This window comes from Streptomyces calvus (assembly GCF_006782915.1).
In the GTDB taxonomy this organism is placed as follows: Bacteria; Actinomycetota; Actinomycetes; order Streptomycetales; family Streptomycetaceae; genus Streptomyces; species Streptomyces calvus.
The window spans coordinates 16,707-41,002 of the sequence record NZ_VCNP01000035.1; the positions used below are offsets into that span (position 1 = coordinate 16,707).

Here is a 24,296-nt window from a genome sequence, read left to right on the forward strand (position 1 = left end):
ATTTGCCCGGAAAGTCTATGCCAGTCCTTTACTCTCAATTACGATTCATTTACTCACAGTGATCTACCCGCCGTTTTGGGGCCGTGCCCCCACGGCCGCGACCGCCCCGTCGTCGAACGGGGCCCACCAGTTCCGCGACCGCCCAGACCCGGAGGAGACGGGAGACCATGTCAGCCTGCGTACCCGCCCGCGCCGCCGACTCGGACCACACCGAGCGCGCCCACCCGCCCCACAGCCCGCCGCCCGGCCGTCGGCGCTTCCGCATCGCGGGCGCCGATGTGTCGGCCTCGATCGCGGTCTTCCTGATCGCCCTTCCCCTGTCCCTCGGCATCGCCCTCGCCACCGGCGCACCACTGCAGGCCGGGCTGGTCGCGGCCGCCGTGGGCGGACTGGTCGCCGGACGGATCGGCGGCTCGCCGCTCCAGGTCAGCGGCCCGGCCGCCGGACTCACCGTCGTCACCGCCGACCTCATCCAGCACTACGGCTGGCGGACGACCTGCGCCATCACCGTCCTGGCCGGACTCGCCCAGCTCGGCCTGGGCTGTCTGCGGGTGGCGCGCGGCGCCCTCGCCGTCAGCCCCGCGATCGTGCACGGCATGCTCGCCGGCATCGGCGTCACCATCGCCGTCGCCCAGCTGCACATCGTCCTCGGCGGCACCCCGCAGAGCTCCGTGCCCGACAACCTCCGTGCGCTGCCCGCCCAGTTGGCCCAGCTGCACCCCGCGGCCCTGTCGGTGAGCGTGCTGACGCTGGCACTGCTGCTGCTCTGGCCCCGGGTGCCCGGCCGCCTCGGGCGCGTCTGCCGGATGGTCCCGGCCGCTCTCGTCGCCGTCGCCGGAGCCACCGCCGCGGCCGCCGCGGCCGGCCTCGTCCTGCCCAAGGTGGACCTGCCGTCCTGGCGCAACCACGCCCTGGCCGGACTGCCCGAAGGGCCCGTGCTCGGCCTCGCCGCCGCCGTGCTCACCACGACGCTGGTGTGCAGCGTGCAGTCGCTGCTCGGCGCGGTGGCCGTGGACAAGCTGGCGTCCGCCCGCCCCGGTCCCGCCCAGGTCTCCCGCTCCGACCTGGACCGCGAACTGCTCGGCCAGGGCGCGGCCAACATCGTCTCCGGCTCGCTCGGCGGGCTGCCCGTGGCCGGGGTCGCGGTCCGCAGCTCCGCGAACGTCCACGCGGGAGCCGTCAGCCGGAACTCCACGATGCTGCACGGCGTTCTCGTAGTGATCGCCGCGCTCCTGCTGGTGCCGCTCCTGGAGCTGATCCCGCTCGCCGCACTCGCCGCCCTGGTGATGGCCGTCGGCATCCAGATGGTGTCCCTGAACCACATCCGCACGGTGACCCGCCACCGCGAAGTCCTGGTCTACGCCGTGACCACCCTCGGCGTCGTGACCTTCGGCGTCCTGGAGGGCGTGGCACTGGGCATCGCCGTGGCCGTCGGCGTCGCCCTGCACCGGCTCACCCGCACCCGTATCACCCACGACGAGCAGGAAGGGGTCCATCACGTACACGTACGAGGGCAGTTGACGTTCCTCGCGGTGCCACGGCTCAGCCGGGCCCTGCACCTCGTGCCCCAGAGCGCCGACGTCGTCGTGGCACTGGACGGGTCCTTCATGGACCACGCGGCGTACGAGACGCTGCACGACTGGCAGAGCACCCACACCGCGCGGGGCGGCACCGTCGAGATCACCGGCCGCCGTGCCGGGGTCCGCATCGCCGAACCCGCGGCCCTCGCCTCCGGGCACCCGGCGGAGAGGCCCGAGGAGACCGGCACCTCCGAGGCCGACTGCCGCTGCCGGCCCTGGACGGCCTGGCGCAACCACCAGTGCGAACGCCCCCAGGAACTGATGCGCGGCATCAGCACCTTCCAGCGCAACACCGCGCCCCTGGTGCGTGCCGAGCTGGCCCGGCTGGCCCGCGAGGGACAGCGCCCCGGGCAGTTGTTCCTGACCTGCGCCGACTCGCGCGTGGTCACCTCCATGATCACGTCGAGTGGTCCGGGGGACCTGTTCGTGGTGCGCAATGTCGGCAACCTCGTGCCGCCGCCCGGCGCGGAGAGCGGCGACGACTCGGTGGCGGCCGCCATCGAGTACGCGGTGGAGGTGCTGGCGGTGCGGTCGATCACGGTGTGCGGCCACTCGGGGTGCGGTGCGATGCAGGCGCTGCTCGACTCCCACCCGGACGGCGCCCGTACGCCGCTGAGACGGTGGCTGCAGCACGCGCGGCCGAGCCTGGAGCGCGTGGGCGGTCCGGGCGGAGAGCCACCGCGGCTGGCCGGGCGGGCGCCCACCGACGCCGCCGAACGGCTCTGCCTGGCGAACGTGGTGCAGCAGTTGGAGCACCTGCGCGCCCACGAGTCGGTGGCCCGGGCCCTGAGGGAAGGGACGCTGGAGCTGCACGGGCTGTACTTCCACGTGGGTGAGGCCCAGGCGTACCTCCTCACCGAGCGGGACGGGGAACAGGTGTTCGAGCGGGTGCGGGCCATGGACCTGGCGATGTGAGGTGACGCGTCCGGGTGTGAGAGGCGTTACACACCTTGAACCGGCTTGCGCCGGGGCCCGTGGGAAGGGGTGACCGACGGACCGACAGGTCAGCGGACCGACGGCCGGGGGATCCTCGGCCGTCGGCACCCCGCCCCGACACCCGCCCCGACACCGCACCGCCCGAGCCGGACCCGCACCACACACCGCGGATCGGACCTCGCACCACCGACCCCCAACAGGTCTAAACCAATTCCCTGTCGGCCCTTGTCAGCGCACCCCCGGGTCTGATGAGCTGTGGCCTGGGACACAACGGACACCCTGGGAAAGGCAGATGCCGTGAGCAATGAAAGCCTGGCCAACCTTCTGAAGGAGGAGCGTCGCTTCACGCCCCCCGCCGACCTGGCCGCGAACGCCAACGTCACGGCGGAGGCGTATGAACAGGCCAAGGCTGACAGGCTCGGCTTCTGGGCCGAGCAGGCCCGCCGGCTGACCTGGGCCAAGGAGCCCACCGAGACCCTCGACTGGTCGAACCCGCCGTTCGCCAAGTGGTTCAAGGACGGCGAGCTCAACGTCGCCTACAACTGCGTGGACCGGCACGTGGAGGCCGGGCACGGCGACCGGGTCGCCATCCACTTCGAGGGCGAGCCGGGCGACAGCCGCTCCCTCACCTACGCCCAGCTCAAGGACGAGGTCTCCAAGGCCGCCAACGCCCTGCTGGAACTGGGCGTACAGAAGGGCGACCGGGTCGCCGTCTACATGCCGATGATCCCCGAGACGGCGATCGCGATGCTGGCCTGCGCCCGCATCGGTGCCGCGCACTCGGTCGTCTTCGGCGGCTTCTCCGCGGACGCGCTCGCGACCCGCATCCAGGACGCCGACGCGCGTGTCGTCATCACCGCCGACGGCGGCTACCGGCGTGGCAAGCCTTCCGCGCTCAAGCCGGCCGTGGACGACGCGGTCGCACGCGTGGAGAACGTCGAGCACGTCCTCGTGGTCCGGCGCACCGGCCAGGACGTCGCCTGGACCGAGGGCCGCGACGTGTGGTGGCACGACGTGGTCGAGCGGCAGAGCGCCGAGCACACCCCGGAGGCGTTCGATGCCGAGCACCCGCTGTTCATCCTGTACACGTCGGGCACGACGGGTAAGCCCAAGGGCATCCTGCACACCTCCGGCGGCTACCTGACCCAGACGTCGTACACGCACTGGGCGGTCTTCGACCTCAAGCCGGAGACGGACGTCTACTGGTGCACGGCCGACGTCGGCTGGGTCACCGGCCACTCGTACATCGTGTACGGCCCGCTCGCCAACGGCGCCACCCAGGTCATGTACGAGGGCACGCCGGACACCCCGCACCAGGGCCGCTTCTGGGAGATCGTGCAGAAGTACGGGGTGACGATCCTCTACACGGCGCCCACCGCGATCCGGACGTTCATGAAGTGGGGCGACGACATCCCCGCGAAGTTCGACCTGTCCTCGCTGCGGGTGCTGGGCTCCGTCGGTGAGCCGATCAACCCCGAGGCGTGGATCTGGTACCGCAAGAACATCGGCGCCGACCGCACCCCGGTGGTCGACACCTGGTGGCAGACGGAGACCGGCGGCATCATGATCTCGCCGCTGCCGGGCGTGACCGCCGCCAAGCCGGGCTCCGCCCAGACCCCGCTGCCCGGCATCTCCGCCACGGTCGTCGACGACGAGGCCAACGAGGTGCCGAACGGCGGCGGTGGCTACCTGGTGCTCACCGAGCCGTGGCCGTCGATGCTGCGCACCATCTGGGGTGACGACCAGCGGTTCATCGACACCTACTGGTCGCGGTTCGAGGGCAAGTACTTCGCCGGTGACGGTGCCAAGAAGGACGACGACGGCGACATCTGGCTGCTGGGCCGGGTCGACGACGTGATGCTCGTCTCCGGGCACAACATCTCCACCACCGAGGTCGAGTCCGCGCTGGTCTCGCACCCCTCGGTCGCCGAGGCGGCCGTGGTCGGCGCGGCGGACGAGACCACCGGCCAGGCCATCGTCGCCTTCGTGATCCTGCGCGGTACGGCGGCCGAGAGCGAGGACCTGGTCGGCGAGCTGCGCAACCACGTGGGCGCCACGCTGGGCCCGATCGCCAAGCCCAAGCGGATCCTGCCGGTGGCCGAGCTGCCGAAGACCCGCTCCGGCAAGATCATGCGGCGTCTGCTGCGGGACGTCGCGGAGAACCGTCAGCTCGGTGACGTCACCACGCTCACCGACTCCACGGTGATGGACCTGATCCAGGCCAAGCTGCCGCAGGCCCCCAGCGAGGACTGAGCAGGTGGGGCATCCGGCGCAGGCGCGCGCCGGATGCCCCGTACACCGAGGCCGGTAGGGGCGCACGGCCGTCGGTGCCCGTACCGCCGGCGGGGCCGTGGTCCGGAGCGTCCTTGTGCCGCGAGAAGGGGGACCGTGCGCGCGGTTGCTGCTGATGCGCGCCTCGAAGCACGTTAGGTAAGCTAAAGACACATCTGCAGTCTCATGGAGCGCCGGGAAGTCTGGTCGGCACGCGATTCGTGCTGCCCGTCGACCAGAGGACTCCCCCGTGACCGCGCCCCGCACCCCCACCCCCCGCAAGGCCTTCGGGCGTCTCTCCCTGCCCGAGCGCACCTACGTGGCGGATGCCCTGCGCACCGAGACCGTCGGCGGCGTCCTGCTGCTCGTCGCCGCCGTCACCGCACTGGTCTGGGCGAACGTACCGGCCCTGCACGACAGCTACGAGAGCGTCAGCCACCTCCACTTCGGTCCCGAGGCCCTCGGGCTGAACCTGTCCGTGGCGCACTGGGCCGCCGACGGACTGCTCGCGGTCTTCTTCTTCGTCGCCGGTATCGAGCTCAAGCGCGAGCTCGTCGCCGGTGATCTGCGCGACCCCAGAGCCGCCGCGCTCCCGGTCGTCGCCGCCCTGTGCGGCATGGCCGCACCGGCCCTGGTCTACACGCTCACCAGCGGCGCGGGCGGCGGCTCCCTGGCGGGCTGGGCCGTGCCCACCGCCACCGACATCGCCTTCGCGCTCGCCGTGCTCGCCGTCATCGGCACCTCCCTGCCGAGCGCGCTGCGCGCCTTCCTGCTCACCCTGGCCGTCGTCGACGACCTGTTCGCCATCCTGATCATCGCGGTCTTCTTCACCGACAGCCTGAACTTCGCGGCGCTCGGCGGCGCGGTCGCGGGCCTGGCCGTCTTCTGGCTGCTGCTGCGCAAGGGTGTACGCGGCTGGTACGTGTACGTTCCGCTGGCGCTGGTCGTCTGGGGCCTGATGTACAACAGCGGCATCCACGCCACCATCGCCGGTGTGGCCATGGGCCTGATGCTGCGCTGCCACCGCCGCGACGGCGAGGAGCACTCCCCCGGCGAGCACATCGAACACCTCGTGCGGCCGCTCTCGGCGGGCCTCGCGGTCCCGCTGTTCGCCCTGTTCAGCGCCGGTGTGACGGTCTCCGGCAGCGCGCTGGCTGACGTGTTCACCCAGCCGGAGACGCTGGGCGTGGTGCTCGGGCTCGTCGCCGGCAAGACGCTCGGCATCTTCGGCGGCACCTGGCTGACGGCGCGTTTCACCCGGGCCTCGCTCAGCGACGATCTGGAGTGGGCGGACGTGTTCGCGGTGGCCACCCTCGCCGGGATCGGTTTCACCGTCTCGCTGCTCATCGGGGAACTCGCCTTCGAGGGCGACGCGGCGATGACGGACAGCGTCAAGGCCGCCGTCCTGGCCGGCTCGCTGATCGCCACGGCCCTGGCGACGGTGCTGCTGAAGATCCGGAACGCCAAGTACCGCAGGCTCACCGAGGAGGAGGAGCGCGACGAGGACAACAACCGGGTCCCGGACGTCTACGAGCAGGACGACCCGGAGTACCACCTGCGCATGGCGGTGGTGCACGAGCGGAAGGCCGCCGAGCACCGGAGGATCGCCCGGGAGAAGGCCGCCGAGCGGGACGCGCTTGCCGACGTGGCGGGCGGGGCAGGCGAGGACCACGACGGTCCGGCATGATCTGACGAGACGGTACAAAAGACTGGGCACCGGCGGTCGGACACGACCCGTCGGAGGCATGCGGTCGGACACGGACCGTCAGACGGCAGACTGAACCGTACGCGCAGGCACAAAGACGTACGCAGGACGTACGCGAAAGAGGGAGACCGCGATGAGCGCACCCGACGGCAGCCCGGTCGGCGCCGAACGCAGTATCGGCCAGCTGTTCGCCTCGGCGACGGCGGACATGTCGGCGCTGGTGCACGACGAGATCGCGCTGGCGAAGGCGCAGCTCAAGCGTGACGTGAAGCGGGGCGCGACCAGCGGCGGCGCGTTCCTGGCGGCCGGAGTGCTGCTGCTGTTCTCCCTGCCGATGCTGAACTTCGCCCTCGCCTACGGCATCCGCACCTGGAGCGACTGGAACCTCGCGATCTGCTTCCTGCTGTCCTTCGCGGCGAACGTGCTGATCGCGCTGTTCCTCGCGTTGATCGGCATCGTCTTCGCGAAGAAGGCGAAGAAGGGCCGGGGACCGCAGAAGGTCGCGGCGTCGATGAAGGAGACCGCGGGCGTGCTGCAGAACGCCAAGCCGCACCCGCGTCCCGAACTGCCCGAGGACCGGGTCCCCCAGGGCATCGAGGCTGTGGCACGCTCGTCCTCATGACGGGCTCCTCCATCCCTCCGGGGCAATCCCCCGCGGCACAACCCGCTTCGGCCGTACGCCTCGACATCCCCGGTGATGCCGCGGTGACGCACCGGGACGTCGCCGCCAACGGTGCCCGCTTCCACATCGCGGAGCTGGGCGACGGGCCGCTGGTGCTGCTGCTGCACGGCTTCCCGCAGTTCTGGTGGACCTGGCGGCACCAGCTGACGGCGCTCGCCGACGCCGGTTTCCGGGCCGTCGCCATGGACCTGCGGGGCGTCGGCGGCAGCGACCGCACGCCGCGCGGTTACGACCCGGCCAACCTCGCGCTGGACATCACCGGCGTGGTGCGCTCCCTCGGCGAGCCGGACGCCGCGCTGGTCGGGCACGACCTGGGCGGATACCTGGCGTGGACGGCGGCGGCGATGCGCCCGAAGCTCGTCCGGCGGCTGGCGGTGGCGTCCATGCCGCATCCGCGGCGCTGGCGGGCGGCGATGCTGGCCGATGCCCGGCAGTCCGCGGCCCTGTCGCACATCTGGGGGTTCCAGCGGCCCTGGATCCCGGAGCGCCGGCTCACCGCGGACGACGGGGCGCTGGTGGGCAAGCTCATCCAGGACTGGTCCGGTCCCCGGCTGCCGGACGACAAGGCGCTGGAGAACTACCGGCGGGCCATGTGCATCCCGTCCACGGCGCACTGCTCGATCGAGCCGTACCGCTGGATGGTGCGCTCCCTGGCCCGCCCGGACGGCATCCAGTTCAACCGCCGGATGAAACGGCCGGTGCGGGTGCCGACGCTCCATCTGCACGGCTCACTGGATCCGGTGATCCGCACGCGCAGCGCCGCGGGCTCCGGCCAGTACGTCGAAGCGCCCTACCGCTGGCGGCTGTTCGACGGGCTCGGGCACTTCCCGCACGAGGAGGACCCGGTCGCTTTCTCCACGGAACTGATCAACTGGCTGAAGGATCCGGAACCGGATCGGTAACCGGTCGAACACTTCCCGTACCTCTTCTGACCCACGCACCTGAACGCTTGTCCGACGAACGCCAATTGCCTGACGCATAGGCCAATTGGAGGCCCCTGAGGCGGTTATCGACCATGGGGCAGGGGCACACGTCGGGGTATGGGCTGGACGCACGACTACAGTGACGCAAGCCGCAATCGCCGCTCGGCGAGCGGTGCGGGATCCCATCAGCGAGGCGGTGCACCACAGATGGCGGCTTCGGATCCCCGGGTGGGAATTCCGCGCATCCTCCGTCGCCGGGCGCGCTGGGTCTCCGTCCGCCTGCGCCATCCGCGCGGCTGACGGCCCGTACGGCACCCTCCGGTCCGACGGCACCGCCCGCCTCCCACAGGCTGACACGGCTCCTGGCTCACACACCGGCACGGCTGCCGTTCCGTACTCCGGCACGGCTGCCGCCGTACACGCCGGCCGGCTCCCGCACCGAGGCGGGGCGGGACGCGTCGCTGCTAGAGCGCGCAGCTGTCGCTGTCCACCTGCTGGTTCGCGCTGCGGCCCTTGGCGATGTCCTCCTGGATTTCGTCCGCGGTGAGCGCGTACCCGGTCTCGGCGTCGTCGAGCGACTTGGCGAACACCACGCCGTAGACCTCGCCCTCGGGCGTGAGCAGCGGGCCGCCGGAGTTGCCCTGACGGACCGTCGCGTACAGGGAGTACACGTCACGGCGGACCGTGCCCCGGTGGTAGATGTCGGGGCCGTTGGCCGTGATGCGTCCGCGCAGCCGCGCGGCGCGCACGTCGTACGCGCCGTTCTCCGGGAAGCCGGCGACGATCGCGCTGTCTCCGCTGCTCGCGTCCTCGCTCGTGAACCGCAGGGCGGGCGCCGTGAGATCGGGCACGTCGAGGACGGCGATGTCGCGCCGCCAGTCGTAGAGGACGACCGTGGCGTCGTACTTCCTGCCCTCGCCGCCTATCTGCACGGTCGGTTCGTCGACGCCGCCGACGACGTGGGCGTTGGTCATGACGCGGCGGTCGGCGAAGACGAAGCCGGTGCCCTCCAGGACCTTGCCGCAGCTCGGCGCGGTGCCCATCACCTTGACGATGGAACGCTGCGCCCGGACGGCGACGGGGCTGCCCGCCAGCGCCGGGTCCGGCGGCCGGACGTCGGTGATCGGCTCGTTGGAGAACGGGCTGAAGACCTGCGGGAAGCCGTTCTGCGCGAGGACGGAGGAGAAGTCGGCGAACCAGGTGTCGGCCCGCTCGGGCAGCGCCCGGGACACCCCGAGCAGCACCTTGGAGCTGCGGACCTCCTTGCCGAGCGTCGGCAGTGTCGTTCCGGCGAGGGCCGAGCCGATCAGCCAGGCGACCAGGAGCATCGCGACGACGTTGACGAGCGCTCCGCCCGTCGCGTCCAGCGCGCGGGCCGGGGACCAGGTGATGTACCGGCGCAGCTTGTTGCCCAGATGGGTGGTCAGGGCCTGGCCGACGGAGGCGCAGACGATGACGACGACGACCGCGACGACGGCGGCCGTGGTGCTGACCTCGGCGCCGTCCGTCAGCGCGTCCCAGATGACGGGCAGCGTGTAGACGGCGGCGAGACCGCCGCCCAGGAAGCCGATGACCGACAGGATGCCGACGACGAAGCCCTGGCGGTAGCCGACGACGGCGAACCACACGGCGGCGACCAGCAACAGGATGTCCAGCACGTTCACCGCTTCACGCCTCGCCTCGTCCTACCCAGCACGGCGCCCACCCTGTCATGCCCTCCAGTCCAGCGGGACCCGCCGGTCCCGATCCCAGGGGCGCTCCCACCCGGCGAAGTGCAGCAGCCGGTCGATGACGCCGGCGGTGAAACCCCACACGAGTGCCGATTCGACCAGGAATGCCGGGCCTTCATGGCCTCTGGGGTGAACGGCGGTCGCGCGGTTGTCCGGATGGGTGAGATCCGCCACGGGCACGGTGAAGACCCGCGCCGTCTCGTTCGGGTCGACCACTCCGACCGGTCCGGGCACGCGCCACCAGCCCAGTACGGGCGTGACGACGAAGCCGCTGACCGGTATGTACAGCTTCGGCAGCACGCCGAAGAGCTGGACGCCGGACGGGTCGACCCCGGTCTCCTCCTGTGCCTCACGCAGCGCGGCCCGCAGCGGGCCGTCGCCCTGCGGGTCGCCGTCCTCGGGGTCGAGGGCGCCACCGGGGAAGGACGGCTGCCCGGCGTGCGAACGCAGCGAACTCGCCCGCTCCATGAGCAGCAACTCCGGTCCGCGCTCGCCCTCGCCGAAGAGGATGAGGACGGCGGACTGCCGCCCCGTGCCGTTCTCCGGGGGCAGGAACCTGCTCAGCTGTCCGGGCGCGACCGTCTCCACCACGCGGACCACCGGGTCCAGCCAGCCGGGCAGCCCTTCCGTGCTGAGCGTCACCGGGCCGCCCTGGGTACCACTCGTCCGTGTCATCGCCACCCCCGTCGTCCGGCCGGGTCCCACGGGAGCAACGCCCGGCGGCCCCGAGATCGTTCCGCGGGCGGCCGCGCACGCCGCCGCCCCGTCATCCGGCCCCCAGCGGCGGGGCCGGCCGCCCGCCCGCGTCCAGGTAGGCCTGCGGCGGCTTCAGGCGCTGGCCCGGCAGGCCGCCCTTCTCGTACTTCAGCAGCTTCTTCGCCTTCTCCGGGTCCGTCTCGCCCTCGCCGTACGCCGGGCAGAGCGGTGCGATGGGGCAGGCCCCGCAGGCGGGCTTGCGGGCGTGGCAGATGCGGCGGCCGTGCCAGATCACATGGTGCGAGAGGTCGGTCCAGTCGCTCTTCGGGAAGAGCGCGCCGACGGCCGCCTCGATCTTGTCGGGGTCGGTCTCCTCGGTCCAGCGCCAACGGCGCACGAGGCGCTGGAAGTGCGTGTCCACGGTGATGCCGGGGCGGCCGAAGGCGTTGCCCAGCACGACGAAGGCGGTCTTGCGGCCGACGCCGGGTAGCTTCACGAGGTCCTCGAGCCGGCCGGGCACCTCGCCGCCGAAGTCCTCCGCCAGCGCCTTGGAGAGCCCTATCACCGACTTGGTCTTGGCCCGGAAGAACCCGGTGGGGCGCAGGATCTCCTCCACCTCCTCGGGGTTGGCGGCGGCCAGGTCCTCGGGGGTGGGGTACTTCGCGAAGAGGGCGGGCGTCGTCTGGTTGACGCGCAGGTCGGTGGTCTGCGCCGACAGCACGGTGGCGACGACGAGTTGAAAGGGGTTCTCGAAGTCCAGCTCCGGGTGGGCGTACGGGTACACCTCGGCGAGCTCGCGGTTGATCCGGCGGGCCCGGCGGACCAGCGCGGTGCGCGACTCGTTCGCGGCCGGCTTCACGACGGTCTTCGCGGGGGCCGCCTTCACGGCCGCGGTGGCCTTCTTGGGGACGACGAGCGGCTTCTTCGCCAGCGGCGCCTTCTTGACGGGAGCGGCGGGCCCGCCGGCCGGAGCCGCCTTCTTCGCTTTCTTCGCCGCGGTCCTCTTCGCCGACGACGTCTCCGTCTTCGCAGCCGCGGTCTTCGCCGCGGTCTTCCCCGCGGCCTTCTTCGCCGGCGTCTTCTTCGCCGCTGCGGTCGTGCCCTCGGAGGACCCGCTCGCGCGGGCCGTCGGTTCCTTCTTCACCGGCGTCCTCTTTGTCGCTCTCGCCGTTTTCCTACCGCCATCGGAGCCCTGTTCGCCCACAGCGGAATCGCGACGTACTGCCACCGCGCAGCCCCCTCGGCCTGTGCTCTCACCGGCGATTTGGACACCCGGCCAGCCTACGACCCGGCACCGACATCCGCCCCGGACCCTGAAGATCGGCGTCCAATTGGACCCCTGCCGCGTACCCCGACCGGCCTGTACGGCATCCTTGTGACAGATCACACTGTTTGGACCGTCCGGCAAAATGGGCACCAAGGTCCCCTGGTACGTAGGGGAGCAAGATCCCCTGAGCAGGTCGACAAGGAGAGAACTCGTGGACGACGTTCTGCGGCGGAACCCGCTCTTCGCGGCGCTCGATGACGAGCAGGCCGCGGAGCTTCGCGCCTCCATGAGTGAGGTGACCCTGGCACGGGGCGACTCCCTGTTCCACGAGGGCGACCCCGGCGACCGCCTCTACGTGGTCACCGAGGGCAGGGTGAAGCTGCACCGCACGTCCCCCGACGGCCGCGAGAACATGCTCGCCGTGGTCGGTCCGGGCGAGCTGATCGGCGAGCTGTCCCTCTTCGACCCGGGCCCGCGCACCGCGACCGCCACGGCGCTCACCGAGGTCAAGCTGCTCGGCCTGGGCCACGGCGACCTCCAGCCCTGGCTGAGCGCCCGCCCCGAGGTGGCCACGGCGCTGCTGCGGGCCGTCGCGCGCCGCCTGCGCAAGACCAACGACGCGATGTCCGACCTGGTCTTCTCGGACGTCCCGGGCCGTGTGGCGCGCGCCCTGCTGGACCTGTCCCGCCGCTTCGGCGTGCAGTCCGAGGAGGGCATCCACGTCGTGCACGACCTCACGCAGGAGGAGCTGGCCCAGCTGGTCGGCGCGTCCCGCGAGACGGTCAACAAGGCCCTGGCGGACTTCGCCCAGCGCGGCTGGCTCCGGCTGGAGGCCCGTGCGGTGATCCTCCTCGACGTCGAGCGCCTCGCGAAGCGTTCCCGCTGACACCCGACCGCCCGGGCGCCTGCGCCCGGGCGTGCGAACAGCCGCCTGCGCCGGGCGTGCGAGAGGCCCGATGCGCCGGGCGTGCGAAACCCGCCTGAACACCCGGCCGGCCGAAGACCGGCGGGCACCTGCCGCCGCGGCCGACCGCCGGTCGCGGTGGCCGGTGGCCGGTGGCCGGTGGCCGGTGGCCGGTGGCCGGTGGCCGGTGGCTAGATGATGCCGTGCTCCTGGAGGTACTCCAGCTGGGCCCGCACCGACAGTTCGGCGGCGGGCCACAGGGAGCGGTCGACGTCCGCGTAGACGTGGGCGACGACCTCGGACGGGGTGCGGTGGCCGTCCTCGACGGCCGTCTCCACCTGGGCGAGACGGTGGGCGCGGTGCGCGAGGTAGTACTCGACGGCGCCCTGCGCGTCCTCCAGGACGGGCCCGTGACCGGGCAGGACCGTGTGGACGCCGTCGTCGACCGTGAGCGACCTGAGCCGGCGCAGCGTGTCCAGGTAGTCGCCGAGGCGGCCGTCCGGATGGGCCACGACGGTCGTGCCGCGCCCGAGGACGGTGTCACCGGTGAGGACCGCCTGATCGGCCGGGATGTGGAAGCACAGCGAGTCGGCGGTGTGGCCGGGGGCCGGTACGACCCTCAGCTCCAGCCCGCCGACGGTGATCACGTCCCCGGCGGCCAGCCCTTCGCCGCCGAGCCGCAGCGCCGGGTCCAGCGCCCGTACGTTCGTGCCGGTCAGCTCGGCGAAACGGGCGGCGCCCTCGGCGTGGTCGGGGTGACCGTGCGTCAGCAGGGTGAGGGCGACGCGCTTGCCCGCCTGCTCGGCGGTGCCGATCACGTGCCGCAGGTGTCCGTCGTCCAGCGGGCCGGGGTCGACCACGACCGCGAGGTCGGAGTCCGGTTCGGAGAGGATCCAGGTGTTGGTGCCGTCCAGGGTCATCGCCGACGGGTTGGGGGCGAGCACGTTGACGGCGCGCCGGGTGGCGGGGCCGGACAGGACGCCGCCCCGCGGCTGGCCGGGAAGGGTGCTTGCGTCCGTCATGCGGGGCCTCCACCGGTCGGGATGTGCTTGGTGAACTCGTCGTGTCCCGGCCAGGACAGCACGATGCGGTCCTCCACCAGGCGCGCGGTGGCCAGCACCGGAGTGAGGTCCCGCGCGGGCGCCGCGTCGAGCGCCTCCGCGGCGCCCTTGTACGCGGTGAGCTGGCGCAGGGTGGCGATGGTCGGGGGCATCATCAGCAGCTCGCCCCGGTCGTAGCCGGCGGCCGCCTCGCGCGGGGTGATCCACACCGTGCGGTCGGCTTCCGTGGAGGCGTTGCGGGTGCGCTGGCCGTCGGGGAGCGCGGCGACGAAGAACCAGGTGTCGTAGCGGCGGGGCTCGAACTCGGGAGTGATCCAGCGGGTCCAGGCGCCGAGCAGGTCGGAACGGAGCACCAGTCCGCGGCGGTCGAGGAACTCCGCGAAGGACGTCTCCCGCGCGACCAGCGCGGCCCGGTCCGCCTCCCAGTCCTCGCCCGTGGTGTCGCCGACCACGGAGTCGGGGGTCGGCCCGGCCAGCAGGACCCCGGCCTCTTCGTACGTCTCCCGTACGGCCGCGCAGACGATCGCCTGGGCCGCCGTCTCGTCCACGCCGAGCCGTTGCGCCCACCACGCGCGCGTGGGGCCCGCCCAGCGCACGTGCCGGTCGTCGTCACGCGGGTCGACGCCGCCGCCGGGGTAGGCGTAGGCGCCGCCCGCGAACGCCATGGACGTACGCCGACGCAGCATGTGCACGGCGGGTCCGTCGCCGGTGTCCTTCAGGAGCATGACGGTGGCCGCGCGCTTCGGCGTCACCGGCGTGAGGGCGCCGTCCGCGAGCGGCCGGATCCGGTCCGGCCACTCCGGCGGGTACCACTGCCCATCAGCCTGCGCATTCGCCATGGCCGGAGGCTATCCCGTGACGGCCGGATGTTCGAGTGCCCGTCGGGGCGGGCGGGGGCACACCACCGCAACGTACGGGCGCCCGCGCCGGTGCACGGAGGACGGTCACCTGGACCGGCCACGCGAGCCACGGAACCGGGCGTATCCGGCCGCGCGGCCTGCCCGGCGGGCGCGCGACTGGGCGCCCGTCCGCCGGGCCCGCCCCCTCCGCCTGCACCTGGACGCGGGCGCTCCATCGACAACCGGACGCAGGCACTCCGCTCCACCACACCTGGACGCAGGCATTCCACCTGCGCCCTGGACGCAGGCGCTCAGCCGACTCCCGGACGTACGCAGGCGCTCCGCCCACACCCGGACGTACGCAGGCGCCCGTGTCGGGGCTTACGCCTCGGTGAGCTCCACCTGGATCTCGACCTCCACCGGTGCGTCCAGCGGCAGTACGGCGACGCCCACCGCGCTGCGCGCGTGCACGCCCTTGTCGCCGAGGACCTTGCCGAGCAGCTCGCTCGCGCCGTTGAGGACGGCGGGCTGGCCGGTGAAGTCGGACGCCGAGGCCACGAAGCCGACGACCTTCACCACGCGCGCCACCCGGTCCAGGTCACCGGCGACGGACTTGACGGCGGCGAGGGCGTTCAGCGCGCAGGTGCGCGCCAGCTCCTTCGCCTCCTCCGGCGTGACCTCCGCGCCGACCTTGCCGGTCAGCGGAAGCTTGCCGTCCACCATGGGCAGCTGGCCCGCGGTGTAGACGTACCGCCCCGACTGGACCGCCGGCTGGTAGGCCGCCAGCGGCGGGACGACCTCCGGCAGGCTCAGGCCCAGTTCGGCCAGCTTCGCCTCGACGGCGCTCATCCCTGCTTCTCCCGCTTCAGGTAGGCCACCAGCTGCTCGGGGTTGTTCGGCCCGGGCACGACCTGGACGAGCTCCCAGCCGTCCTCGCCCCAGGTGTCCAGAATCTGCTTCGTTGCGTGGACGAGCAGCGGCACAGTCGCGTATTCCCACTTGGTCATGCGGCCGACTCTAGCCGCTGCCGCCGCCCGCCCCACCGGCCGACCACGAACCACGACCGCCACGACCGCCAGACCGCCACGACCGGGACGACCGGGACCTCGCCCAGGCCCCGCCCCCGCCCGCCGTGCCGGCCCGGGGCGCGACGCCGGGGAACTGGCACCCGGAGCCGCCGGGGTGCGCGGCGAGGAATTAGGCTCGAAGACGTGAGCAGGCTCCAGGTCGTGAGTGGCAAGGGCGGAACCGGCAAGACCACGGTGGCCGCGGCCCTCGCGCTGGCCCTGGCCACGGAGGGGAAGCGGACGCTCCTCGTCGAGGTCGAGGGCCGGCAGGGCATCGCGCAGCTCTTCGAGACGGAGGCGCTGCCGTACGAGGAGCGGAAGATCGCCGTCGCTCCGGGAGGCGGCGAGGTGTACGCCCTCGCCATCGATCCCGAACTGGCGCTTCTGGACTACCTCCAGATGTTCTACAAGCTCGGCGGCGCCGGCCGGGCCCTGAAGAAGCTCGGCGCGATCGACTTCGCCACCACCATCGCCCCCGGTGTGCGGGACGTCCTGCTGACCGGGAAGGCGTGCGAGGCGGTGCGCCGCAAGGACAGGAGCGGACGGTTCGTCTACGACTACGTCGTGATGGACGCCCCGCCGACCGGCCGCATCACCCGCTTCCTCAATGTGAACGACGAGGTCGCGGGGCTGGCCAGGATCGGCCCGATACACAATCAGGCGCAGGCGGTGATGCGGGTGCTGAAGTCGCCGGAGACGGCCGTGCACCTGGTGACGCTGCTGGAGGAGATGCCGGTCCAGGAGACCGCGGACGGCATCGCGGAGCTGCGTGCGGCGCGGCTGCCGGTGGGGCGGGTCATCGTGAACATGGTGCGGCCGCAGGTGCTGGACGCGGACGGCCTGGAACTCGTGGCGGCGGTCCCTCGTTCCTCTGTCGCGCGGGCACTGTCGTCCGCCGGGCTCGGCGGCGCGCGGCGCGGTGGGCACGCCGAGCGGCTGGTGGACCCGCTGCTCGCGCAGGCGGAGGAGTACGCCGAGCGGTACGCGCTGGAGACCGAGCAGCGGGCCGTGCTGGCGGACCTCGATGTGCCGTCGCACGAGTTGCCGCTGCTCGCGGAGGGCATGGACCTGGCGGGGCTGTACCAACTGGCCCGGGAGCTGCGCGGACAGGGCGTCTCATGACCGAACGTCTCCGGCCCCTCGTCCGCAACCGTCACCGCCGTACCGGCCCCGTCACGAGTCGCAGGCACCGGAAACACCGGAAGCAGGGGATGCAATGAGTCGTCGTCCGGAACCGGCGCAGGCCCACGACCCGGCCCCTCACCACCTCTCCCCCACCCGCACCCTCGACATCGACCCGCTGATCGAGGACCCGGCCACCCGCATCGTGGTGTGCTGCGGCTCGGGCGGGGTCGGCAAGACGACCACGGCGGCGGCGCTGGGACTGCGCGCGGCGGAGCGGGGCCGCAAGGTGGTGGTCCTCACCATCGACCCGGCCCGTCGGCTGGCCCAGTCCATGGGGATCGACTCGCTCGACAACACTCCGCGCCGGGTGAAGGGCATCGACGACTCCGCGGGCGGCGAACTGCACGCGATGATGCTCGACATGAAGCGCACCTTCGACGAGATCGTCGAGGCGCACGCGGATCCCGAGCGGGCCGCCGCGATCCTGGCCAACCCCTTCTACCAGTCGCTCTCTGCGGGCTTCGCGGGCACGCAGGAGTACATGGCGATGGAGAAGCTGGGCCAGCTGCGGTCCCGGGACGAGTGGGACCTGATCGTGGTCGACACGCCGCCGTCGCGCTCCGCGCTGGACTTCCTGGACGCGCCCAAGCGGCTCGGGTCCTTCCTCGACGGCAAGCTCATCCGCGTCCTGCTGGCGCCGGCGAAGGTCGGCGGACGTGCGGGGATGAAGTTCCTGAACGTCGGCATGTCGATGATGACGGGCGCGCTGGGCAAGGTGCTCGGCGGACAGCTGCTGAAGGACGTGCAGACGTTCGTGGCGGCGATGGACTCGATGTTCGGCGGGTTCCGTACGCGCGCGGACGCCACGTACAAGCTGCTCCAGGCGCCCGGTACGGCGTTCCTGGTGGTGGCGGCCCCGGAGCGGGACGCGCTGCGCGAGGCCGCGTACTTCGTGGAGCGGCTGGCCGCGGAGGACATGCCGCTGGCCGGTCTGGTGCTCAACCGGGTCCATGGCAGCGGCGCGGACGGGCTCTCCGCCGAGCGGGCCCTCACGGCCGCGGAAAATCTTGAGGACGCCGGCATTGTGGATCAGGAGGGCGGGAAAGCTGGACTTCGTAACTCTCCCGACACGTACGGCAGTTCAGAACAATCCGTTTCCGGAGCACCGGCTGACGACGCTCCCGACGGAGGCTCCCCCGCCACCGCGGACGACACCGGCACGGACACGGGCACGACTCTTGGTACGGACACATCCCTCGGCACGACCGTAGGCCCTGGTGTGCCCACGGGCGTCGACGGCACCGAGGCACACGCGCACACGGAAGCGAACGCCAACCAGGACCCGGACGCACAAGCACACGCAGAGGCAGACGCAGAGGCAGGGGCAGGCACTGGCGGGAACGTGGACACCGGCGCGGAGGGAGACGTCGACACGGACCCGGCCGCGGACGCGGATGTGACCGTCGGCGCGGACGCGGATGTGACTGCCGGCGCGGACGCGGATGTGACTGCCGGCGCGGGCGCGGAGCGGTCCGTCGACCGGCTCACCGCGGGCCTGCTGAGGCTGCACGCCGAGCGGATGCAGCTGCTCTCACGTGAGCGGCGCACCCGTGACCGTTTCACCGCGCTCCACCCCGAGGTCGCGGTCACCGAGGTGGCCGCACTGCCCGGCGATGTGCACGACCTCGCGGGGTTGCGTGACATCGGCGACCGACTCGCGGCCAACCGGCCGGAGCTGCCCGAAACGCCCTGATACGTCGATGCGGTCCCTCGTCCCGTTGCCGGAGCGCCCGAGAACCGGGCGGTGCCAAGGACCCCCCGAGGGTCCTCAGCTCACCGCCGCGTAGTTCTCGTACACCTCGTCGTCGTCGAGCGGAACGACACCCGTCCCCCGCTCGTACTCCGACCGTGCGGTCTCCAGCAGCCTGCGCCAGGAGGTCACGGTCGGCCGCCGGCGCAGCAGTGCGCGGCGCTCACGCTCCGTCATTCCTCCCCATACGCCGAACTCGACGCGATTGTCGAGCGCGTCGGCCAGGCATTCCGTGCGTACCGGGCATCCGGTGCACACCGCCTTGGCCCTGTTCTGCGCTGCTCCTTGAACGAACAGTTCATCCGGATCGGTAGTGCGGCAGGCAGCCTGCGCACTCCAGTCGGTAACCCAGCCCATACCGGCGCCGTCCTCTCCCGAATCGAGGCTCCCCCACGGCGGCAGCGGCATATTCACCGCCGCCAGTTGAGGACGTTACGGAAGGTGGGCACAGCGCAACACCCCCAGCGGGCCCAATCTTGAATGGTCCGAACGGACTATGGGTAAGCGGCAGATCACCCGGGGGAGTGAGGTGACGACATGCGCGACAATCCAGGCGTTTCAGGTCACTTCAGTCGCGTCACAGCGGGCACCGCATGACACACGAGGCGGATCCGGACACGGACTCAACACCACTCGACGCGGCTCGATCAGAAAGTCGAGAGGATCCGGAACGATTCGGGGTCGCCGGACGTATTGATACGTGGCCTCACTGCTGTGACAGTTGAGAGCAGCTTAGGCCAAGGCATATACGCTTGTCCGGCGAATGAGAACGTAGGCTGCTCCCATGCCAAAGAAGCGCTCGGGCGGTGGTCTGTCGCCAACGCAGCAGGCCGCCAAGTTCCTCGGTGTCAGTGTCCTCGCAGGTGCCGTCATGGCCGGTATCGCACTGCCGGCGGTGGGCGCGCTGGGGTTGGCGGCCAAGGGATCCGTGGAGAGCTTCGACGAACTCCCGGCCAATCTCAAGACGCCGCCGCTGAGTCAGCGCACCACCATCCTCGACGCCGAGGGCGGCCAGATCGCCACGGTCTACTCGCGTGACCGCACGGTGGTCGACCTCAAGGACATCTCGCCGTACATGCAGAAGGCGATCGTCGCGATCGAGGACTCACGCTTCTACGAGCACGGCGCGGTCGACCTGAAGGGCGTCCTGCGCGCCCTCAACAAGAACGCCCGCAGCGGCGGTGTCTCCGAAGGCGCCTCCACCCTCACGCAGCAGTACGTGAAGAACGTCTTCGTGGAAGAGGCGGGCGACGACCCGACGAAGGTCGCCCAGGCCACCCAGCAGACCATCGGCCGCAAGATCCGCGAACTGAAGTACGCGATCCAGGTCGAGGAGGAGCTGGGCAAGAAGAAGATCCTCGAGAACTACCTGAACATCACCTTCTTCGGCCAGCAGGCGTACGGCGTCGAGGCGGCCGCCCAGCGCTACTTCTCCAAGCCCGCCAAGGACCTGAACCTCCAGGAGGCCGCGCTCCTCGCCGGCATCGTCCAGTCACCGAGCCGCTACGACCCGGTCAACGACGAGGCGGAGGCGAAGAAGCGGCGCAACACCGTCATCCGGCGCATGGCCGAGGTCGGCGACATCTCGCAGGAGCAGGCCGACGAGGCGGCGAAGAGCCCGCTCGGCCTGAACGTCAGCCAGCCGAAGAACGGCTGCATCACCGCGGTCGCCGACGCGAGCTTCTTCTGCGACTACGTGCGCGAGGTGTTCCTGAACGACCCGGTCTTCGGCAAGACCCGCGAGGCCCGGGCCAAGATCTGGAACCAGGGCGGTCTGACCATCCGGACCACGCTCAGCCCGCAGGCGCAGGAGTCGGTCCAGGCCTCGCTCGAGAACCACATCGACCAGAGCGACTCGGTCGCGGCGGCGGTCACCCTGGTCGAACCGGGCACCGGCAAGATCCTCGGCATGGGCCAGTCCAAGCCGTACGGCTACGGCAAGAACGAGACCGAGATCAACTACTCGGTCAACCACGCCATGGGCGGATCCAACTACGGCTTCCCGACCGGTTCGACGTTCAAGCCGTTCGTCGCGGCGGCCGCGCTGGAGGAGGGACGGCCGCCCACCCAGGAGTACTCGTCGCCGTACGAGATGCCCTACCCGGATCCCGTGCAGACGTGCAGCGGCAAGCCCTGGATGAACCAGGCGGGCGAGACCGTGCCCAACGAGAGCGAGTCGGAGGTCGGCCCGTACCGGCTGAAGGAGGCGATGGCCCTCTCGGTCAACACCTACTTCGTGCAGATGGTCGCCGACATCGGCCTGTGCCCGGTGATGAAGATGACGGACGGCCTGCACGTGGTGCAGGGCAGCGGCGAGAAGCTGCCCGAGGTGCCCGCCGTCTCCCTCGGCTCCAAGGGCGTCGCCCCGCTGACGATGGCGAGCGCGTACGCCGCCTTCGCCGCCCGGGGCATGTACTGCACGCCGGTCGCCATCGAGTCGATCACGCAGAAGATCGGCAACCAGCAGAAGTCGCTCGAGGTGCCCAAGTCGACGTGCTCGCGCGCGATGAGCGAGAAGACCGCGGACACGGTGAACACCCTGCTCCAGGGCGTGGTCGACTCCGGTACGGGCCAGGAGGCGGGCCTCACGGACCGCGCCAACGCCGGCAAGACGGGTACGACCGACGAGCGCAAGAACGCCTGGTTCGTCGGCTACACCCCGAACCTGTCCGGTGCGGTCTGGGTCGGCAGCGCCACCCAGCAGGTCAAGATGGTCGGCATCACCATCGGCGGCGTCCCCCACGACAAGGTCTACGGCGGCTCCGTCCCCGGCCCCATCTGGCGGGACGCCATGACCGGCGCCCTGTCCGGCAAGGACTCCCCGTCCTTCTCCCTCGTCGACATCCCCGACGCCGACCGCGACCGGGACGAGGACGAAGGCGGAGACGGAGGCGACCGTGACGACAACGGCAACGGCGACGGCGGTCTCATCGGCGGCCTGATCGGCGGCGGCGACGGAGGGGGCAACGGCGGCACCGAGCCCGACCCGTCCTTCTCCATCCCGGAGGGCTTCATCCAGGGCAACGGCAACGGCAACGGCCACGGCGGACGCCGCTGACCGACCCGGCCGGACAGCACTCGGCCCCTGCTTTCCCCGCACCTCGTGCAGCGAAAGCAGGGGCCGTTCGTCGTACGCGTACAGCCGCGCGGTCAGCCCGCCAGCAGCTTCTTCACCGCGGCGGCCACCCGGCCGCCCTCCGCCAGCCCCGCCACCTTCGGGTTCACGATCTTCATCACGGCGCCCATGGCCCGCGGCCCCTCGGCACCGGCGGCCCTGGCCTCCTCCACCGCCTGGGCGACGATCGCGTCCAGCTCGTCGTCGGACAGCTGCTTGGGCAGGTACGCGGCCAGCACCTCGCCCTCCGCCTTCTCCCGCTCGGCCTGCTCGGGACGCCCGCCCTGCGCGAAGGCCTCCGCCGCCTCACGGCGCTTCTTCGCCTCGCGGGTGATCACCTTCTGCACCTCGTCGTCGGAGAGCTCGCGCTTCTCCTTGCCCGCGACCTCCTCCTTGGTGATCGCGGCGAGCGTCAGCCGGAGCGTCGAGGAGCGGAGCTCGTCGCGCTCCTTGATCGCGGCGTTGAGGTCATCCTGCAGCTTCGACTTGAGCGTGGTCATGGCTTGATTGTCGCAGGTACCGGGACGAGCACGCCTGCTGATTTAAGGCCCGGTGCGGCAAAGGACGTTGGAGTGATCCACCGGCCGACCTCGGGGCGGTACGGGCATCCCGGGTCTGACACGATGGACGCATGCGCGCGCGATACGGAATCCCCCTGGGAATCACGGCGGCCGGTGCCGCCGGGCTGCTGTACGCGGCGGGCTTCGAGGCCCGCTCCTTCCGCCTGCGGCGGGTCACCGTCCCCGTCCTGCCGTCCGGAATGCGCCCCCTGCGCGTGCTGCAGGTCTCCGACATCCACCTGGTGAGCGGCCAGCGCAAGAAGCAGCGCTGGCTGCGCTCCCTGGCGGGCCTGCGCCCCGACTTCGTGATCAACACCGGCGACAACCTGTCCGACCCCGAGGGCGTACCGGAGGTGCTGGACGCGCTGGGCCCGCTGATGGAGTTCCCCGGCGCCTACGTCTTCGGCTCCAACGACTACTACGGCCCCAAACTGCGCAACCCCGCCCGCTACCTGATCGAGAAGGCCCAGGGCCGGCACGGCCTCAACGGCAACGCCCCGGCGGTCGGCGTGATCCACAACCCGTGGGAGGACCTGCGGGACGGCTTCGACGCGGCGGGCTGGCTCAACCTGACCAACACCCGCGGCACGCTGAAGATCGAGGGCACGACGATCGAGCTGACCGGCCTGGACGACCCGCACATCAAGCGCGACCGGTACGCAGAGGTGTCCGGCGGACCCTCGGACACGGCGGACTTCTCGATGGGCGTCGTCCACGCCCCCTACCTGCGCGTCCTGGACTCCTTCACCGCCGACGGCTACCCGCTGATCCTGGCCGGCCACACCCACGGCGGACAGCTCTGCATCCCCTTCTACGGCGCCCTCGTCACCAACTGCGACCTGGACACGGACCGCGTGAAGGGCCTGTCCACGCACACCTCGCAGGGCCGCACCGCCCACCTCCACGTCTCGGCCGGCTGCGGCACCAACCGCTACACGCCGGTCCGCTTCGCCTGCCCGCCGGAGGCGACCCTGATGACGCTGGTGGGACGGGACTGAGCCGACGCCGGACGCGGACGCCGGCCCGGCAACCCGTTCGGCCCCGTCCGCATGGCCCCGCACGGGCCGCCCCCACACGCTGGGGAGCATGACCGCCCCGATACCCAGGGACATCCCGGACCTCCCCAGGATTCCGGGGACGACGCCCGCGCTGCTGCCCTCCGCCGTCCCCGCCCGGGCCGTCGTACCGCCGGTGCGCCGACCGCTGACCGCGGCGTACCGCCTGGCCCTGGCACTGACGGCGGCCGGCGCGGTGACCGTCCAGCTCCTGGTCGGCGACCCGGCGCGCGTCCTGAGCCACTTCTCCACCCAGAGCACACTGCTGCTGGCGGTGGTCATGCTCGCGTCGGCCCGCCGCGCCTGGAGCGCCCGCCACCCCCTGCCCGGCGCCGTCACGGGCGCCGCCCTGCTGTACGTCGTCATGGCGGCCCTGGTCCAGCACGTCCTCCCGCACGTCTCCACGCCGGGCGACACCACCGGCGTCACCGGCGCCACCGACGCCTCATGGCCGGCCGTCCTCGCCGCCCACACCCTCCACACGGTGCTCCCCCTCGCCGCGGCAGCGGACTGGCTCCTGCTCTCCCCGCCGGCCCGCACCCACCTCCGCCAGGCCGCCACCTGGCTCCTCTACCCCCTGGCCTACCTGGCCTTCACCCTGACCCGGGGCGAACTGCTCCCCGCCACCTCCCCGGACCGCTACCTGCATCCCTTCCTCGACGCCGCCCAGCACGGCTACAAGAGCGTCCTCGCCAACGCCCTCCTCCTCGGCCTCGCCCTCTACGCCCTGGCCGTCCTCCTCGTCGCCCTGGACCACACCCGCCCGAACCCGGTCCGCCGCCGCCCCAAAACCGGATTTCGTCTCCGGCCACCGGTGGGCTAAAGTAAACGTCGTCGCCGCGAGAGCAGCGACAATCGGGGTGTAGCGCAGCTTGGCAGCGCGCTTCGTTCGGGACGAAGAGGTCGTGGGTTCAAATCCCGCCACCCCGACAGCCGAAACACCAGGTGAGGCACCTACTCATACGAGTAG

At 71.5% G+C, this 24,296-nt stretch carries 21 protein-coding genes and 1 tRNA gene; 13 read left to right on the top strand and 9 right to left on the bottom strand.

The features are described from left to right. The first annotated feature begins 167 nt into the window (after positions 1-167). The 6 genes from FGW31_RS15635 (at position 168) to FGW31_RS35660 (ending at position 8,397) form a co-directional block, all read left to right on the top strand. Complete coding sequence (locus FGW31_RS15635) at positions 168-2,495, top strand: SulP family inorganic anion transporter (protein ID WP_142194032.1); 2,328 nt, start codon at positions 168-170, stop codon at positions 2,493-2,495. Positions 2,496-2,813: 318 nt separating this feature from the next. Then, the gene (gene acs / locus FGW31_RS15640) at positions 2,814-4,769 is read left to right on the top strand and encodes an acetate--CoA ligase (protein WP_142194033.1); all 1,956 of its coding nucleotides are present in this window, start codon (positions 2,814-2,816) and stop codon (positions 4,767-4,769) included. Positions 4,770-5,037: 268 nt separating this feature from the next. Further along, positions 5,038-6,474 carry a Na+/H+ antiporter NhaA gene (gene nhaA, locus FGW31_RS15645; protein ID WP_142194034.1) on the top strand — a complete coding sequence of 479 codons (1,437 nt, stop codon included), beginning with the start codon at positions 5,038-5,040 and terminating at the stop codon, positions 6,472-6,474. 151 nt (positions 6,475-6,625) lie between these two features. Beyond that, the gene (locus tag FGW31_RS15650; protein ID WP_142194035.1) at positions 6,626-7,114 is read left to right on the top strand and encodes a phage holin family protein; all 489 of its coding nucleotides are present in this window, start codon (positions 6,626-6,628) and stop codon (positions 7,112-7,114) included. Next, positions 7,111-8,076, top strand: a complete 966-nt coding sequence (locus tag FGW31_RS15655) for an alpha/beta fold hydrolase (protein ID WP_142194036.1) — start codon at positions 7,111-7,113, stop codon at positions 8,074-8,076. The genes FGW31_RS15650 and FGW31_RS15655 overlap by 4 nt, the downstream gene beginning before the upstream one ends. 138 nt (positions 8,077-8,214) lie before the next feature. Next, entirely contained in the window at positions 8,215-8,397 is a 183-nt protein-coding gene (locus tag FGW31_RS35660) for a hypothetical protein (RefSeq protein ID WP_142194037.1), read from the top strand. A 164-nt stretch (positions 8,398-8,561) separates the two neighbouring features. Here FGW31_RS35660 and FGW31_RS15665 read toward each other — a convergent pair whose 3' ends face one another. The 3 genes from FGW31_RS15665 to nth form a co-directional block, all read right to left on the bottom strand. Then, a complete protein-coding gene (locus tag FGW31_RS15665) occupies positions 8,562-9,761 on the bottom strand; it encodes a MarP family serine protease (RefSeq protein ID WP_142194038.1) in 1,200 nt (399 codons plus the stop codon). A gap of 45 nt (positions 9,762-9,806) precedes the next feature. Then, positions 9,807-10,502 (bottom strand): NUDIX hydrolase, encoded by a 696-nt coding sequence (locus tag FGW31_RS15670; RefSeq protein WP_142194039.1) that lies wholly within the window; start codon positions 10,500-10,502, stop codon positions 9,807-9,809. Positions 10,503-10,593: 91 nt separating this feature from the next. Next, a complete protein-coding gene (nth, locus tag FGW31_RS15675; RefSeq protein ID WP_142194040.1) occupies positions 10,594-11,667 on the bottom strand; it encodes an endonuclease III in 1,074 nt (357 codons plus the stop codon). 334 nt (positions 11,668-12,001) lie between these two features. Between nth and FGW31_RS15680 the strand changes: the two genes are divergently transcribed. Then, positions 12,002-12,676: a Crp/Fnr family transcriptional regulator gene (locus tag FGW31_RS15680; protein WP_142194041.1), complete on the top strand. Its 675-nt coding sequence runs from the start codon at positions 12,002-12,004 to the stop codon at positions 12,674-12,676. A 209-nt stretch (positions 12,677-12,885) separates the two neighbouring features. Here the strand turns inward: FGW31_RS15680 and FGW31_RS15685 are convergent, their stop codons facing one another. The 4 genes from FGW31_RS15685 to FGW31_RS15700 all read right to left on the bottom strand — a co-directional run bounded on the left by FGW31_RS15685 (position 12,886) and on the right by FGW31_RS15700 (position 15,601). After that, on the bottom strand, positions 12,886-13,716 hold the full coding sequence (locus tag FGW31_RS15685) for an MBL fold metallo-hydrolase (protein ID WP_142194042.1): 831 nt from the start codon (positions 13,714-13,716) through the stop codon (positions 12,886-12,888). Continuing rightward, positions 13,713-14,594, bottom strand: coding sequence for an NUDIX hydrolase (locus tag FGW31_RS15690; protein ID WP_142194043.1), 882 nt, complete (start codon positions 14,592-14,594; stop codon positions 13,713-13,715). The genes FGW31_RS15685 and FGW31_RS15690 overlap by 4 nt, the downstream gene beginning before the upstream one ends. Positions 14,595-14,975: 381 nt before the next feature. Beyond that, on the bottom strand, positions 14,976-15,443 hold the full coding sequence (locus tag FGW31_RS15695; protein WP_142194044.1) for a RidA family protein: 468 nt from the start codon (positions 15,441-15,443) through the stop codon (positions 14,976-14,978). Next, positions 15,440-15,601, bottom strand: a complete 162-nt coding sequence (locus FGW31_RS15700) for a DUF4177 domain-containing protein (RefSeq protein WP_142194045.1) — start codon at positions 15,599-15,601, stop codon at positions 15,440-15,442. The genes FGW31_RS15695 and FGW31_RS15700 overlap by 4 nt, the downstream gene beginning before the upstream one ends. A gap of 204 nt (positions 15,602-15,805) precedes the next feature. Here FGW31_RS15700 and FGW31_RS15705 point away from each other — a divergent pair, with 204 nt between their 5' ends. Both FGW31_RS15705 and FGW31_RS15710 read left to right on the top strand, forming a co-directional pair. After that, complete coding sequence (locus FGW31_RS15705) at positions 15,806-16,783, top strand: ArsA family ATPase (RefSeq protein WP_142194046.1); 978 nt, start codon at positions 15,806-15,808, stop codon at positions 16,781-16,783. A gap of 94 nt (positions 16,784-16,877) precedes the next feature. Next, positions 16,878-18,539, top strand: coding sequence for an ArsA family ATPase (locus FGW31_RS15710; protein ID WP_142194047.1), 1,662 nt, complete (start codon positions 16,878-16,880; stop codon positions 18,537-18,539). A 75-nt stretch (positions 18,540-18,614) separates the two neighbouring features. Here the strand turns inward: FGW31_RS15710 and wblA are convergent, their stop codons facing one another. Then, the gene (gene wblA, locus FGW31_RS15715) at positions 18,615-18,953 is read right to left on the bottom strand and encodes a transcriptional regulator WblA (protein ID WP_031115994.1); all 339 of its coding nucleotides are present in this window, start codon (positions 18,951-18,953) and stop codon (positions 18,615-18,617) included. 427 nt (positions 18,954-19,380) lie between these two features. Here wblA and FGW31_RS15725 point away from each other — a divergent pair, with 427 nt between their 5' ends. After that, a complete protein-coding gene (locus FGW31_RS15725) occupies positions 19,381-21,654 on the top strand; it encodes a transglycosylase domain-containing protein (RefSeq protein WP_142194048.1) in 2,274 nt (757 codons plus the stop codon). A gap of 92 nt (positions 21,655-21,746) precedes the next feature. Here the strand turns inward: FGW31_RS15725 and FGW31_RS15730 are convergent, their stop codons facing one another. Further along, on the bottom strand, positions 21,747-22,211 hold the full coding sequence (locus FGW31_RS15730) for a GatB/YqeY domain-containing protein (RefSeq protein ID WP_142194049.1): 465 nt from the start codon (positions 22,209-22,211) through the stop codon (positions 21,747-21,749). A gap of 131 nt (positions 22,212-22,342) precedes the next feature. Between FGW31_RS15730 and FGW31_RS15735 the strand changes: the two genes are divergently transcribed. The 3 genes from FGW31_RS15735 to FGW31_RS15745 all read left to right on the top strand — a co-directional run bounded on the left by FGW31_RS15735 (position 22,343) and on the right by FGW31_RS15745 (position 24,256). Further along, complete coding sequence (locus FGW31_RS15735) at positions 22,343-23,269, top strand: metallophosphoesterase (protein WP_142194050.1); 927 nt, start codon at positions 22,343-22,345, stop codon at positions 23,267-23,269. Positions 23,270-23,357: 88 nt separating this feature from the next. Then, on the top strand, positions 23,358-24,149 hold the full coding sequence (locus tag FGW31_RS15740; RefSeq protein WP_142194051.1) for a Pr6Pr family membrane protein: 792 nt from the start codon (positions 23,358-23,360) through the stop codon (positions 24,147-24,149). 33 nt (positions 24,150-24,182) lie between these two features. Then, positions 24,183-24,256, top strand: a tRNA-Pro gene (locus FGW31_RS15745). The last annotated feature ends 40 nt before the right edge of the window (positions 24,257-24,296 follow it).